General features: G+C 60.8%; 14 protein-coding genes. 4 read left to right on the top strand and 10 right to left on the bottom strand.

Translation table 11 applies throughout. The features are described 5' to 3' along the window. Nucleotides 1-124 precede the first annotated feature (124 nt). Both ACIX9_RS03700 and ACIX9_RS25580 read right to left on the bottom strand, forming a co-directional pair. Nucleotides 125-352 (bottom strand): cold shock domain-containing protein, encoded by a 228-nt coding sequence (locus tag ACIX9_RS03700; RefSeq protein ID WP_013579133.1) that lies wholly within the window; start codon nt 350-352, stop codon nt 125-127. Nucleotides 353-612: 260 nt separating this feature from the next. Beyond that, nucleotides 613-777, bottom strand: coding sequence for a hypothetical protein (locus ACIX9_RS25580; protein ID WP_013579132.1), 165 nt, complete (start codon nt 775-777; stop codon nt 613-615). Nucleotides 778-1,120: 343 nt separating this feature from the next. Between ACIX9_RS25580 and ahcY the strand changes: the two genes are divergently transcribed. After that, nucleotides 1,121-2,575, top strand: coding sequence for an adenosylhomocysteinase (gene ahcY, locus ACIX9_RS03695; RefSeq protein WP_013579131.1), 1,455 nt, complete (start codon nt 1,121-1,123; stop codon nt 2,573-2,575). A 100-nt stretch (nt 2,576-2,675) separates the two neighbouring features. Here the strand turns inward: ahcY and ACIX9_RS03690 are convergent, their stop codons facing one another. From ACIX9_RS03690 to ACIX9_RS03655, 8 genes are all read right to left on the bottom strand, one after another. Further along, nucleotides 2,676-3,467 (bottom strand): DUF4397 domain-containing protein, encoded by a 792-nt coding sequence (locus tag ACIX9_RS03690; protein ID WP_041596919.1) that lies wholly within the window; start codon nt 3,465-3,467, stop codon nt 2,676-2,678. Between the two features lie 107 nt (nt 3,468-3,574). Then, nucleotides 3,575-3,877, bottom strand: coding sequence for a ComEA family DNA-binding protein (locus tag ACIX9_RS03685; protein ID WP_013579129.1), 303 nt, complete (start codon nt 3,875-3,877; stop codon nt 3,575-3,577). 44 nt (nt 3,878-3,921) lie between these two features. Continuing rightward, nucleotides 3,922-4,806 (bottom strand): energy transducer TonB, encoded by an 885-nt coding sequence (locus tag ACIX9_RS23465; RefSeq protein WP_013579128.1) that lies wholly within the window; start codon nt 4,804-4,806, stop codon nt 3,922-3,924. A gap of 30 nt (nt 4,807-4,836) precedes the next feature. Further along, nucleotides 4,837-7,764 (bottom strand): DNA polymerase I, encoded by a 2,928-nt coding sequence (gene polA, locus ACIX9_RS03675; RefSeq protein ID WP_013579127.1) that lies wholly within the window; start codon nt 7,762-7,764, stop codon nt 4,837-4,839. A 40-nt stretch (nt 7,765-7,804) separates the two neighbouring features. Then, entirely contained in the window at nt 7,805-8,911 is a 1,107-nt protein-coding gene (gene queA, locus ACIX9_RS03670; RefSeq protein WP_013579126.1) for a tRNA preQ1(34) S-adenosylmethionine ribosyltransferase-isomerase QueA, read from the bottom strand. 22 nt (nt 8,912-8,933) lie between these two features. Next, nucleotides 8,934-9,593, bottom strand: coding sequence for a lysophospholipid acyltransferase family protein (locus ACIX9_RS03665; RefSeq protein WP_013579125.1), 660 nt, complete (start codon nt 9,591-9,593; stop codon nt 8,934-8,936). A gap of 16 nt (nt 9,594-9,609) precedes the next feature. Further along, nucleotides 9,610-10,851, bottom strand: a complete 1,242-nt coding sequence (locus ACIX9_RS03660; protein ID WP_013579124.1) for an ABC transporter permease — start codon at nt 10,849-10,851, stop codon at nt 9,610-9,612. Beyond that, nucleotides 10,844-11,752 carry an ABC transporter ATP-binding protein gene (locus tag ACIX9_RS03655; protein WP_013579123.1) on the bottom strand — a complete coding sequence of 303 codons (909 nt, stop codon included), beginning with the start codon at nt 11,750-11,752 and terminating at the stop codon, nt 10,844-10,846. Before ACIX9_RS03655 ends, ACIX9_RS03660 begins: the two co-directional genes overlap by 8 nt. Nucleotides 11,753-11,838: 86 nt before the next feature. On the opposite strand from ACIX9_RS03655, the gene ACIX9_RS24490 reads away from it, so the two are divergent. Genes ACIX9_RS24490 through recG form a run of 3 tightly spaced genes read left to right on the top strand, consistent with a single transcriptional unit; the run spans nt 11,839 to nt 14,825 of the window. Next, nucleotides 11,839-12,183 (top strand): type II toxin-antitoxin system RelE/ParE family toxin, encoded by a 345-nt coding sequence (locus ACIX9_RS24490; protein ID WP_013579122.1) that lies wholly within the window; start codon nt 11,839-11,841, stop codon nt 12,181-12,183. Next, the gene (locus ACIX9_RS03650) at nt 12,161-12,460 is read left to right on the top strand and encodes a helix-turn-helix domain-containing transcriptional regulator (RefSeq protein ID WP_013579121.1); all 300 of its coding nucleotides are present in this window, start codon (nt 12,161-12,163) and stop codon (nt 12,458-12,460) included. The genes ACIX9_RS24490 and ACIX9_RS03650 overlap by 23 nt, the downstream gene beginning before the upstream one ends. 25 nt (nt 12,461-12,485) lie before the next feature. Then, nucleotides 12,486-14,825 carry an ATP-dependent DNA helicase RecG gene (recG, locus tag ACIX9_RS03645; protein WP_013579120.1) on the top strand — a complete coding sequence of 780 codons (2,340 nt, stop codon included), beginning with the start codon at nt 12,486-12,488 and terminating at the stop codon, nt 14,823-14,825. Nucleotides 14,826-14,845: the final 20 nt, after the last annotated feature.

Below are 14,845 nucleotides of genomic sequence, written 5' to 3'. Positions count from 1 at the left end.
TTTTGAGGATGGATCGCCTTCCCTTACTTCAACTACTTCTTCAACGCCCGCAACAGGATGGCGCGGGACGCAAGCTCACTCGCCTGATCCCGCTTGCAGGGAAGCACTTTGAGAGGGTCGATTATCACGCAGCCAGGGTGGCGTGCACGGTTCGCGTGACTCGGTCCGCCTGGGGGCCCTTCTCCCCCTGGATCACGTCGAACTCAACCTTGTCGCCTTCCTTCAGGCTCTTGTATCCGTCCAGTTGAATGGAGCTGTAGTGAACAAAGACATCCGGACCTTCTTCGCGGCCAAGAAAGCCAAAACCCTTCGCATTGTTGAACCATTTCACTTCACCCTTGTACTGTGCCATGTCATGTCTCCTGTAGCTTACAGATTTGATATCAAAGAAGGTCTGAATCTCTGGAACAAGCGCGAGTCTATTGATCTGGTTCTTCTTAAAAAGTCACCAAGACGACACAGGAGAGATAATCAGGATCAAGAAATCAGTCTTATCGTGCGACTTACATTTCAGCATTTCAAATGAACTCACATGAAAGCTCTTGTACGGTGAATTACATAGGCTTTTGGCACAAGAGAAGGTTTATCAAGATGGGGGTTAGGTCGGCCTTGCTATTGGCCCGTTTCGGCATGATCTCCGTCAGCCAGAATGCGATTCGGCTGCATCGCCGCAAGGTCCAACACGGAAAAGGATGCAAACGTTCCATCACTGAAGTTGATCAGCAGACTCTGGTCATTCTCATAGTCCACTTCAATGATGCCAAGGTGTGACTCCATCTTTCCTCCAGTAACTCGCGTTCAATCCGGCGAGTACGGCGTTCAGAAAAAGGGGTGGATCAACCACCGAATTAATCGTCCGCAGGCTACAGCAACGCTGCAAACCAAGCCGACTCTGTCTCTAACCTTGGGCCTGATGACAACAACGTAGCACCAGCGCTTTTTCCTGTCGGTACGATGCAACACACTCCTCTTTCCACGCTCCCAGGCTCTGTGCCATTCAAAGCGGCTTTCGGAACGTGACCCGCTCAAACCGATCCGTTTCACCAGGCGAGGTATCGCAAGGCCCCGGTGATATTCTTGGGAGAGCTTAAAAGACGTAACACATAGAGGATTCTGAACAATGGCGACAGCGACAGTAGACGTGCAGGCAGTCAAGAGCGCGGCAAACGACTATAAGGTAGCGGACATCTCCCTCGCAGGCTTCGGCCGCAAGGAGATCGATATCGCCGAGCAGGAGATGCCCGGCCTCATGTCCATCCGGCGCAAGTACGCCGCAGGCAAGCCCCTCCAGGGCGTCCGCGTCACCGGCTCCCTCCACATGACCATCCAGACCGCCGTGCTGATCGAGACCATGGTCGATCTCGGAGCCGACGTTCGCTGGGCCTCCTGCAACATCTTCTCCACCCAGGATCATGCCGCAGCCGCCATCGCCGCAGCCGGCGTCCCCGTCTTCGCCTGGAAGGGCGAGTCGCTGGAAGAGTTCTGGTGGTGTACGAATGAAGCCCTCAGCTTCCCTGACGGCAAGGGCGGTCTCCTCGGCCCGCAGCTCGTCATCGACGACGGCGGCGATGTCACCCTGCTCATCCATAAGGGCTACGAGATGGAAGCTGGCGACAAGTGGGTCGATAGCCCCTCAGGCTCGCAGGAAGAAGGCGTCATCAAGGACCTCATGAAGAAGGTTCACGCCCAGTTCCCCACCCGCTGGACCGATTGTGCGAAGGAGTGGCGCGGAGTCTCCGAAGAGACCACCACCGGCGTCCACCGTCTCTACAAGATGAAGGAGAAGGGCACCCTGCTCGTCCCCGCCATCAACGTCAACGACTCTGTCACCAAGTCCAAGTTCGACAACCTCTACGGCTGCCGTGAGTCGCTCGTGGACGGCATCAAGCGCGCCACGGACGTCATGGTCGCCGGCAAGGTCGCCGTCGTCTGCGGCTTCGGCGACGTAGGCAAGGGCTCGGCTGCTTCCCTCCGCGGCCTCGGCGCTCGCGTCATCGTCACGGAGATCGATCCGATCAACGCCCTGCAGGCCGCCATCGAAGGCTACGAGGTCACTACGCTCGAGGAGACCCTCGGACGCGGCGATATCTACGTCACCTGCACCGGCAACGTCGACATCATCACGCTGGAGCATATGAAGCTGATGAAGGATCAGGCCATCGTCTGCAACATCGGCCACTTCGACAACGAGATCCAGATGGAGCCCCTGAACGCTTCCGGCGCGACGAAGCTCAACATCAAGCCGCAGGTCGACAAGTACACCTTTGCAAGCGGGAACAGCATCTTCATCCTCGCCGAAGGCCGCCTCGTCAATCTTGGCTGCGCCACCGGTCACCCCAGCTTCGTCATGTCCGCCAGCTTCTCCAACCAGACGCTCGCGCAGCTTGACCTCTGGGAGAACAAGGACAAGTACGCCAAGGACATCTACATCCTGCCCAAGAAGCTGGATGAGGAGGTCGCACGGCTGCACCTGGAGAAGATCGGCGTGAAGCTCACCACCCTCAGCCCCAAGCAGGCCGACTACCTCGGCGTGCCGGTCGACGGCCCCTACAAGGCTGAGATCTATCGTTACTAACCTGACTCTTGCAACGAAAGAAAAGGCCACCCATTCGGGTGGCCTTTTTCAGTGAATTTTGTAGTGCGTTTGTGATGATTTGTGGTGCCGATAGACGCGATTAGGACGTGGCAGTCGCCGGGTCGAAATCGTCAGCCATCACCACCTGAATCCCTGGAGTCGTGAGCAAAGGCTGGTTGATCAGCACGATAGTCTTCGCCGTTCCGCTCCCGTAAACGACCGCGTTGCCGCTGTAGGAGGTCGCCGTGGTCGCCGAAGGAACCGTCCCCGTGGGCACCGCTGCCAGCGTATAAGTCCCTGCAGGCTCATTGAGATAGCCCGTATTCGTCCCGAACGTAACCCCGGTCAGGATAGGCTTGACCTGCGAGATCGTGGACCCATTGGGAATCAGATAAATGTCCACCGCGCCACCCGCAGAGGACTGGTGAATGAACCGCAGAGCCACCTGCCCGGAGGGCGCGGGAACCGACTGATCCTTCAAAACCGTCTCGCCCAGCACGGTCGAATTATCCCCCACCACCACCGTATATTGCGCGTTCGGACCGAACGATCCAAGCACCGTCGCAAGCTGCGTTTTGCCTCCGGCGGCGTCCACGTTGATGTTGTAAGTCCCTGGCGTTACAGGCACATACGTCGTAATCGTACCCAGTCCCAGGTTGTAGGCCAACGCGCCCGAACCCTGGTAAACGTCGATTCCATTGGAGTTCGAGGACGCATCCACGATGCGAATCAGCGAAACGACCGGATTCCCCGTCACAGCGGAGCATCCGGGCAAACCCACCAGCCCGGCAAGCGAAACAGCGCTTAGAACCTGGCGTTTGTTGGGAATTGCACGAAAAGATAGAGTTTTGGACCTTAGCGCGGTCATGGTCTCCCGAGGCAGATGGGGCATAGAGTTCATTGTTTGGGACTATCGATCACTGTATCCGAGTTTCCGGTCGATGCGAAGCAGTAAATGCTCCGCACCGGGAAACCTTCAGGGGATTGCTGAAAACAAAGCTACTTACCCGCCTGTTTCGCAATAATCATGTCCTTGATCTTCGAGTAAGTCGCATCCGGAATGATGCCCTTCTGGGTCAACTGCGTCTTCATCGCGTACGGACGGCCCTTGACGATCCGCGCGGCGTACGCATCGCCGATCCCCGGCAGCGCCTTCAACTGACCGAGCGTAGCGGTGTTGATATCGAGCTTGTCAGCCGAGGCCGCGGCGGCAGCAGCCGGCGTGGCGGGCTTGGCCTGCGAGAACATCAGCGGGGTAAGAAGGAAGACGGCAGCGGCGAGCGTGTGGCGGAAAAAGCGCATGGTTCAGGGCTCCTGGATCAGAATTGTTCTGCGTGCCAAGGAGTCTACTTCATCGGCGTTGCAAGACTGAACTCCTGATTTACGGTCATCTCCACGGCCACCGACTTTCCATCCTGCATTCCAGGTCTGAAGTGCCAGTGGGAGAGAGCCTCGGCGGCCTTCGCGTCCAATCCGTACCCCAGGGGCCGGACGATCGTAATCCTGTGCGGACTGCCGTCAACGCCAACAACCACCCGCAAGACGACGGTCCCCTGCACCCGATCCTGCCGGGCGGCGGAGGTGTAGTCCGGGCGAGGCTGGCTGTCGGGAACGGGTGCACTGACGTTCGGCGGGAGCTTTCCGCCCACACCCAGAACCGGTGTATCGAGCAGCGAATCCGGGCTGGCCGCATCCTTGCTCCAGGCCAGCGACGGCTCAAAGTAATGCCGCCAGAACTCCGGCGTGGACCGCTGCAAAGCCGGATCGATTCCGGTGGAGAAGATCGCAGCCAATGTGGTCTTGAGGGCCTGAACGGTCTCCGCTTCAGCGATCTGGATGTGAACAGCCTCACCCTTCAGCGGATGCCGATCAAAGGTATGGGCATCAGGGTTATAGCGGATGGCGACACGAATCCCGTTCAGCAACAGCACATCCGCTTTGGGCTGTGTGACCGCCTGCAGATCGAAGCCAGTGAGGGTCCAGTCCATCCGAGGAGGCGCTCCCTGTACGTGGCCGGAGGCGTCATAACTCAACTCTGAAGCGCCGTAAAAGCCGCGCAGGAACAGGGCGCGACCGATAAGAAGCTCCGCCGCCGCCAGGCGCGGATCGGATGCTGTGCTTGCTGAGGCTAGGGGAGGAACCGTCTGGGCGCTGGCCCGCAAGACCGCGAACCCCGGCAACAAGAGGGTGAGTGCAGCGATCCGGCAGATAAAAGGGAGCGTAAGGCCCATGCGAATCACTCTAACTCACCCCGAAGCACGCTACTTGATATCCCGCCAGTTATCCCCCAGCCCGATATCCGCCACGATAGGGATGGAGAACTCAGCCACGTTTTCCATCTCATGCTGCACCAACGTCTGCATCTCCTCAGCCTCGGACGGCACGACGTCGAAGAGCAGTTCGTCATGCACCTGCAACGTCATCCGCGACTTCAGCCCACGAGCCCGGATCTCACGATCCAGCGAGATCATCGCCAGCTTGATCAGGTCCGCCGCCGTGCCCTGCAGCGGCGTGTTGATCGCCGTGCGCTCCGCAAAGCCGCGCATGTTCGGGTTGCGCGATTGGATATCTGGGATCGGCCGCACACGCCCGAAGTGGGTACTCACCGCACCGGCCAGCCGCACCGTCTCGAGCGTCTCGTCGATGAAGCGCTTGATGCCCTTGTAGCGGTCGTAGTACGTCTCGATATACGTCCGCGCCACCTTCTGGTCGATCCCCAGTTGCGCCGCCAGCCCAAACGGACTGATGCCGTAAACGATGCCGAAGTTCACGGCCTTCGCACGCGCACGCGTCTCCTTGTCCATCGTCTCCGCGTCCACGCCGAAGACCTCGGCTGCGGTCAGGGTATGGATATCCTGCCCCGTCCGGTAGGCGTTCAGCAGCAGCGGGTCCTGCGAGAAGTGCGCCATCAGCCGCAGCTCAATCTGCGAGTAGTCCGCCGACATCAATAGATTCCCAGGAGCCGCAATGAACGCCGCCCGGATCTCCCGCCCGATAGCCGTGCGCGTGGGAATGTTCTGAAGGTTGGGATTCGTGCTTGATAGCCGCCCCGTTGCCGTGCCCACCTGGTTGAACGTCGTGTGGATGCGCCCTTCGCGGTCCGACAGCGAAGGCAGTTGATCCAGGTAGGTCGACTTCAACTTCTGCAACTGACGATGCTCGATCACCAGCGCGGCAATCGGATGATTCTCCGCAAGCTCCTCGAGCACATCCTGCGCGGTCGAAACTACCTTGCCCTTGCCGTACTTCATCGGCTTCGGCAGATCCATCTTGTTGAACAGCACATCGCCAAGCTGCTTCGGCGAGTTGATGTTGAAGCGATGCCCGGAGTCAGCATAGATCTTCTCCGCCAGGTTATCGATCTCCACCGCGAGCCGGCTGCTCATCTCGTTCAGCACCGCTGGATCGATGCGCACGCCCGCCTCTTCCATCCGCAGCAGCACCGGCACCAGCGGCAGGTCGATCGTCTCGTACACCTTCACCAGCGGCCCATCAGCCTTACCCACCACGGGCGCAGCCGCAGGGGGAAACAGCATCTCGTGCGTGACCGCGCCACCCAGCGCCGGATCGTCCTTGGGAATCTCATGCACCACCAGCCCGGCCTCTTCCACCTGCTTACGCAGAATAGGCGCGACGCGATGGATCGCATTGGCAGACTCCGGCAGCAGCGTAGGCGAGACGACACCCTTGACCACCGGCGTCAGCGCACGATTCGTAAACCGCGCCACCACATCCGGCAGCGTGTGCGAGCCATGCGTCGGGTTCACCAGATAGCTGAGGAGCATCACATCGTCCCGCACCCCGGCGAGCGTAATTCCATGCGGCTCCAGCGCACGCAGCACGGCCTTTAGATCGTGCAGATCCTTCGGCAGCGCCGCATCCTCCAGCGCATCCCGCAGCCCTGCAAAGTCGATCGAAACCTCAATCGCCGCATTCTCGGCGACAGCCAGCCCCAGCCGGCAAGCAGCATCCTTCGGTTCTTCAACAACCGCAGGCGTCTCGTCAGCGGGAGCGCCGAACAACGACATATTCTCCGCCGGAGCAGGCTCAGCCTCTTCCACGTTCTCCGCAGGCTCAGCTGCTGTTTCTTCGGCAAGCGCACGAGCATCCTCAAACATCGCCAGCGAGAAGCCACGCACCTTCCCTGTCTCCGGATCGGTCTCGCGAGCAGCCGCCAGCAGCGCCGTCAGATCGGCCTCAGTCGCCTTCAGGTTGAACGCTAGCGGAGTGTTGTCGACCGCAGGAGCAAGCTCCTTCAACAGCGTCGTAAACTCCAGCTCGGAGAACAGCTCACGGCACGCGGCGTTGTCCACCGGCTGCGTCCGCATCGCCTCAATCGAGTACTCGATCGGCACGCCCGTATGAATCGTCACCAGTTCCTTCGAGAGCATGATGTTCTCGCGGTTGTTCAGCAGCGACTCGCGATAGGTCTTTTTTTTGACCTCCTCCGCGCGGTCCAGCGCACCCTCCACCGTCCCAAACTGCTGGATCAGCTCCACCGATCCCTTGTCCCCGATCCCCGGCGCACCCGGGATGTTGTCGATCGCATCCCCGCGCAGCGCCATCACATCGATCACCCGCTCCGGCGGCACGCCAAGGATGCCCTCAACGCCAGCCGGATCGAGAATCAAATTGTCCTTCGTCGGGTTCAGGATGGACACGTTGTCATTGACCAACTGCATCATGTCCTTGTCCGAGCTCACGACATACACATGATGCCCCAGCGCGGAGAGCTTGCACGACAACGTCCCGATGACGTCGTCCGCCTCGAAGCCCTCGTAGTACAGAATGGGTATCCGGAACGCCTCAAGAGCCCGCCGGATATAAGGCTGTTGCTGGATCAGGTCAGGCGGCGTCTCGACACGATTGGCCTTGTATCCGCCATACTCCGTCGTCTCAAACTGCTGCGTCTTGATGTTGAACTTCTTGACGTCCTTCAACTGCGTCGCAAGCTCATTGCGATGTACCGGCGCGCCCACGTCATACACCGCAGCCAGGTACACGGGCGCAAAGTCCTTGCGCAACTTGTTGATCATGTTGACGAAGACGTAGGTCGCCGCAGTCGGAATCCCGGTGCGCGTCGACATGGGCCGCTGCCGCTGCATCGCGTGGTACGCGCGGAAGATGAAGGCCATTGAATCGAGCAGGTAGATCGGCGGTTTGGAGCCTGGTGTTTGTGCGCTTGCCATGATCGTTTGATGTTACCCGTTTGGCCGGGGTCACACCCGGTTACACGATCAACATGCAATCTCCATAACTGAAGAACCGGTACCGCTCCCGCACCGCATGCGCGTACGCGGCCAGGGTGGCTTCCCTGCCCGCAAACGCGCTCACCAGCATCACCAGCGTCGATTGCGGCAGATGAAAGTTCGTCAGCAGCCCGCCAACCACCCGAAACTCATGCCCCGGAGAGAGAAACAGGCTCGTCGTCCCGGAGTGCGGCGCAAGATTTCCAATCGCCGCACAATGCTCCAGCGTCCGCGTCACCGTGGTCCCCACGGCGACGATCCGCCGACCTTCGGCCTGCGCCCGCTGGATCGCCTCAGCAGTTGCCGCCGGTAGCGTATAAGGCTCGGCATGAAGCCGTATATCCTCCGTCCGCTCCGCACGCACCGGCTGGAACGTCCCCAGCCCAACGTGCAACGTCAACGTCTGCACCTCGACACCACGAGCCTTCAGCGCAGCCAGAATCTCCGGCGTAAAGTGCAGCCCCGCGGTCGGCGCAGCAGCCGAGCCCGCAGGCTGCGCGAACACTGTCTGGTAGCGTTCTCGGTCGGCGGTCGTGTTCGGCGCTTCATCGGGCCGATAAATGTAAGGCGGCAAAGGGAGGTGCCCAATCCGCTCCAGAATCGCCGTCAGAGGCTCCTGCGGATCGGCGGGTATGAGCCGCAAGGTGCGTTCGCCAAACTCTCCCGCCGCCAGCACCTCAGCTGTCAACGCCGGAGCACTTGGCCGCTCCGCATCATAAAAATGGAGCGTCTCCCCCGGCTGCACCTTACGCGCCGGCCGCACCAACGTCTCCCAGGTAGACCCCTCGTCATCTGCTGAGATCTGCGAGGTCAGCAGCACCTCAATCCGCCCCGTAGGCGCAGGCGAATTGTGCTGTGTATGCAATCCCGCACGCACACCAAACAGCCGTGCCGGGATCACCCGCGTATCGTTCAGAATCAGCAGATCGCCAGCCTTCAGACACTCCGGAAGACTCGCAAACGAATCATCGACCAGCGCACCTGACGCACGATCCATCCGCAGCATACGGCTGGCGCCGCGCGTCTCCGGCGGAGTCTGGGCGATCAGCTCTTCAGGCAGTTCGTAATCGAAGTCAGAGACAAGCACTTTGCAAGTTTACTAGGCTCGATCAGTCCGCGGCCTTCCACGCCTCAGCCAGCCGCACAGCCTCGTCCATCGCAGCCTGAACGCCCACCTGTAACTCCTCGAGCGTCTCTTCCCCACTCCGCATCACCAGCGGAGGCCAGGTCAGCGCAACCCGCGAAAACGGCTTCGGAATCACGAACGAGTCCCACGTCTTCAGCACCCACGCACGCTTCGGCAGCGCATAAAACGCACCGATGTACGAAGCGTCCACCAACTCCGCGACCTGCACAATGCCGGGCTTGGCAATCATCGGCGGCCCCTTCGGTCCGTCCGCCGTAATGGCGCATTGATGGCCGTTCTTGAAGTGCTCCACCATCTGGCGCAAAGCCGTCGACCCACCACGCGTCGAGGACCCACGAATCGCGATGAAACCAAGCCGCTCCACCGTCCGGGCGATGATCTCGCCATCAAAGCTTCGCGAGATCAGGATGGCAATCTTCTGCCCTCGAAAGTAGTACGCACACGCCAGCAACGATCGATGCCAGAACGCATACACCTTCGCTCCCGGAATCGTTCCACCCGGCGGCACACCAGGCGCGGCAACGTCCTCATACCGCAGCGTCGCGCCCAGCGCACGAATCACCCACGCAGCCACGAACGGTGCGACGGCAAGCACAACACGTTGGCTACGGCTGTATGACACCTTTGCAGTCTCCCTTTTAGCTGTACTTCAACCAGCGCAGAATCTCCGGCAGGTTCGGCTTCTTGCCGTACATCAGGATGCCCACGCGATAGATCCGGCTGGCCAGCCACAGCGTGCCCCAGATCGTCAGGCCCATCAGTACGAAGCTCAGCACCACCTCAATCGGATTCACATGCGTCAGCGAGAGCCGGAAGTTCATCAGCAGCGGGCTGCAGAACGGAATCAACGAAACGATCCGCGCCAGCGTCGAGTTCGGTGCCTGCACGATCACGAAGATCATCAGCATGCAGAAAGCCAGCGGCATTACCAGGAACAGGTTGAGCTGCTGCAACTCCTGCTCGGAGTTCGTCATCGCGCCAAGCGCCGCGGCGATCGACGAGTACAGCAGAAAGCCAAAAATGAAATAAGCCACAAAGAACGCAATCTGGCTCGCACTGACAACCGAGTGCCCGCTCACACCGCCCGGCAGCATCCCCGCAAAGGTCGTCGCCAGCACACCCACCGCCAGCATCCACACCCCGATCTGCGTCAGCCCCACGGCTCCCACGCCCAGAATCTTACCCGCCAGCATCTCGTCCGGCGTGATGGTTGAAAGCAGCACCTCAAAGACCCGGCTGGTCTTCTCTTCGATGATTGAGCGAGCCGTGTTCATCCCGTACAACATGATCACCATGTACATCAGGAAGAAGAAGACATAAGCCGCGCCAAACGCCAGCTTGCTGCTGCCGGTGGAGCTGGTATCCATCTCCACAGGGGCCATCATATCCTCGATCTCGGCGGCCCCCATCCCCTGCTTGTGCAGCCGCTCCCGCGTCAACACATCCTTGATGGAGTTGGTCAACGTCTCCTGCGTGGCAATGTCGCCGGCAGACCGTGGAACGTAGACAAAGTTAGGGCGTGCGCTGCCGTCCGCCGGAGGGCTCACCCACAGGTATCCAGCGAGATCGTTCCTCGCCTTCAGCCGCCCGCTCAGCCCTTCGCGCACACCCGGATTCGGCTCCAGCAGATCCACCGTCATGCTGCTCTTGCTGCCGTTGGTAAGCTCCTGCTTCAGGTCGGCGGAGAAGACCGGATCGCTCGAGACGATGGCCACATGAGCCGAGGACTTGGTCCGCGTCGACAGATATCCGGACCCGAAGACGAAGCCGCCCATCAACAGTGGGATCAGGATTGTCGCCAGCAGAAACGCACGCGTGCGAATCCGCTCCAGGTACTCGCGCCGCGCGATCAGCCCAACGTTCCGCAGATTTCTACGCATCGACGTTCTCCCCCACCGTCTCGATGAAGATCTCTTCCAGCGTCGGCTCGACCACCTCAAAGCGCGTAATGGATGTGCCGCACGCGATCGCCTCAACCAGAATCGACTGCGCTGCGGTCGGATCGGAGAGCACCAGCTCCGCACGGCCTGAATACGTCTTCGCCCGCTCCACCGCCGGATGATCCAGAAAGCTCGCATCACCCGTGTAGTTCACCAGCAGCCGATTGGCTGGATAGCCAGCCTTGATCTCGCGCATCGACCCCGAAAGCACCAGCCTGCCCTTGAAGATGATCGCAATCGAATCGCACAGCTTCTCCACCTGGTCCATGCGATGGGTGCTGAACAGAATCGCCTTGCCCTGCTTGCGCAGATCGATCAGCGTATCCATCAATAGCGTCGCATTCACCGGGTCCAGCCCGCTGAAGGGCTCATCCATGATGATCAGGTCCGGATCGTGAAGCAGCGCAGCGATGAACTGAATCTTCTGCTGCATGCCCTTCGAAAGCTCCTCGGTCTTCTTGCCGATGGCCTCCGAGATCTGCATCCGCTCGCACCAGACCTTCGCCCGCGCGGTGGCCACCGCCGAGCTCAACCCATGCAACTGCCCTAAAAATACAAGCTGGTCCAGCACCCGCATCTTCTTGTAGAGCCCACGCTCCTCCGGCAGATATCCGATGCGGCTCAGCGCATCGCGCGTAAACGGCTTGCCGAATAGCCTCACCGTACCCGAATCCGGCCGGGTAATCCCAATCATCATCCGGATCGAGCTTGATTTCCCACTCCCGTTCGGTCCCAGCAACCCAAACATCGTGCCCGGCTCGATCGTGAGAGAAAGCCCTTCGACCGCAATCTTCGTGTCGTAAGCCTTGCGTATGTTATCCAGTTCAACAATGGGGGCCATGAGGTCTGCTTAAGTCTAGCAGGGACAACGAATAAGCCCGCGGCTCGCCTCTTGACAGCGATTCGTTTATAAACGACCATAGAGCCGTGTACGAGATTGAGCATTACCTCACACCGGAAGGCCGCGATCTCTACCAAGACTGGCACCGTGCGCTTCGAGACTCCAAGGCAAAACAGGCTGTCGATCGTCGTATCTACCGCATGGAAGCCGGGAACTTCGGGGACCATAAGTTCTGTAGAGATGGAGTTTGGGAGTTACGGGTCGATGTCGGTCCGGGTTATCGCGTGTACTACGCAATGGATGGTTTACAGATCGTCCTGTTGCTATGCGCCGGTGACAAATCATCCCAGTCAAAAGATATCGATCGCGCCTGCGGATACTGGCGTACAGAAAGGGAGACAAGAAATCATGCCGACAATCAGCCACGATGAATCCATGGCCCAGGTGTTTCGTGAGGACCCGGCCTATGCGCTTGATCTGCTCAACAGCATCCTGGAAGACGGTGAACCCGCAGAGTTGCTCATCGCCCTCCGCCAGATGACCAAGGCTTTTGGCGGCGTGCAAGCCGTCGCGGAATCATCCGGCTTGAACGCCACCCAGCTCTACCGGACCCTGTCAGCCGATGGCAATCCAGCCCTCAGCACCCTGACAGCGATCCTGAAAACCATGGGCCTGCGCCTTGCCGTCACGCCGGTGAAGGCTGCCTGAGCGGACACTTGATAGCATCAATCCTGTGTCCCTGAAGCTCTCCACTCCCATCCAGTTCGTGAAGCGAGTCGGAGACCGCGTCGCCGAAAATCTCGCCAGGCGCGGGGTGGAGACCGTCGAGGACCTCCTCTACCACCTGCCCTTCCGCTACGAAGACCGCCTCAACCCCAAGCCTCTCGACCAGATGAAGCCCGGCGAGATGGCCTCGCTCCTCGGCGACGTGCGCGGCAGCACCCTCCTCACCACCCGCGGCCCCGCCATCTTCGAACTCACCTTGGGCCTTGTCCCCCTGGGCGCGGAAGGCCTCGGCTTCGGCGGCCGCATCTCCCAGCCCACCATCAAGTGCCTCTGGTTCAACGGCACCTACCTCCGCGAGCGCTTCCGCCTCGGTCAGCAGGTCGCCGTCTACGGCAAGCTGGAGGCCTCGCGCTCCGGCGGCAGCGGCCGCTTCAAACTCATCCAGCCCCAGTTCGAGATCCTCCCCGGCCCCGGCGCATCCGGCCCCGACGCAGAGTTCGCCGCACTCGAGATGGGCCGCATCGTCCCGGTTTACGAAAGCCTCGGCGGCACCACGCCCTGGGGTGCCAAGCTCACCTCAAAGTGGACTCGCCGCGTCATGTGGAGCGTCTTTGAGGAGCTCATCGAATCCGGTGCCGAAATAGAAGAGACCCTGCCCGCGCCCTTGCGCGAGCGGCTCGCCCTCCCCAACCGTCTCGAAGCCCTCAAGAGCATCCACTTCCCGGAGGCCGGCACCCCCGTCGCCGATCTCATGACCGCCCGCACCCCCGGCCACAAGCGCCTCATCTTTGAGGAGTTCTTCTACCTTGAGCTCGGCCTCGAGCTCAAACGCCGCAAGCTCCGCGAGCGCATCGGCACCCGCTTCGAGACCACCGACCAGGTTCGCGCCGCCATCCGCCAGGTCCTCCCCTTCCACCCGACGACCGCGCAAAAACGCGTCCTCGCGGAGATCGTCGGCGACATGAAGAAGGACCAGCCCATGCGCCGCCTCCTCCAGGGCGACGTCGGCTCCGGCAAGACCATCGTCGCCATGCAGGCCGCGCTCGTCGCCATTGAAAACGGCTTCCAGGCCGCCCTCATGGCACCCACCGAGATCCTTGCCACCCAGCATTACCTCAGCGCACGTAAGCTGCTCGCAGACAAGCTCTCCCCCCTCACCGGCAAGCCCTACCGCGTCACGCTCCTCACCGGTTCGCTCGATCTCGACCGCAAGCGCGAAAGCCGCGGCCGCATCATGCGCGGCGAAGCCCACCTCGCCATCGGCACACACGCCCTCATTGAAGAGAAGGTCGACTTCGCCAACCTGGGCCTCGTCATCGTCGATGAGCAGCATCGCTTCGGCGTTCAGCAGCGCTTCAAGCTGATGAAGAAGCCCAACGCAGAAGGTGTCATGGCTGATCCTGACGTCCTCGTCATGACCGCCACGCCCATCCCCCGCACCCTGGCCCTGACGATCTACGGCGACATGGACGTCAGTGTCATCGACGAGCTACCGCCCGGCCGCACCCCCATCGTCACCCGCCGCACGTCGGAAGCCAGCTCCGCCAAGGTCTGGGAGTTCGTCCGCAAGCAGGTCGCCCTCGGCCATCAGGCCTATATCGTCTATCCCATCATCGAAGGCGCAAACGACGACCAGCCTGAACTCGACTTCGCCCCCGAACCATCCGCCCAGGATGAACCGACGCCGACAAAGGGCAAGCGCGGCAAGAAGACAGAGAGCCTCTTCCCCAAGGCCAAACTCCGCTCCGCCACCCAGTCCTTTGACGAACTCCGCGCCGGGCCGCTGCAAGGCCTGCGCGTAGGCCTGCTCCACGGCCGCATGAGCGCAGATGACAAAGAGGTCGCCATGCGCCGCTTCCAGCGCGGTGAGACGGATGTCCTCATCGCCACCACTGTCATTGAGGTTGGCGTCGACGTCCCCAACGCCTCCGTCATGGTGATCGATCATGCCGAGCGCTTCGGCCTGGCCCAGATGCACCAGCTTCGCGGACGCGTCGGACGAGGAGCCGCCAAAAGCTACTGCATCCTCATGACCGGAGACAAGGTCAGCGAATCGGCGGAGCTTCGATTAGACGCAATGGTTCACACCCAGAACGGTTTTGAACTGGCAGAGCTCGACCTGGCCCAGCGCGGCCCCGGCGAGTTCTTCGGCACCCGTCAGGCCGGCATGCCGGAGTTCCGAGTAGCCGATCTTGGACGCGACCGCGAAGTCCTCGAAATAGCCAAATCAGAGGCCGCCCGCTTCGCCCAATCCCCCGACCCCACCCTGACCCCGGAACAGATCACCGAGGTCTGGGACCGCCTCAAACAACAATGGCAACGCCGCTACGCCCTGGTAGAAGCCTAGTGCTGGTTCGCTAGGCGCTA

The organism is Granulicella tundricola MP5ACTX9, from assembly GCF_000178975.2.
GTDB classification, from domain to species: domain Bacteria; phylum Acidobacteriota; class Terriglobia; order Terriglobales; family Acidobacteriaceae; genus Edaphobacter; species Edaphobacter tundricola.
Note: the sequence above shows the minus strand (reverse complement) of the source record. Positions and strands in the feature narration are given on the sequence as shown.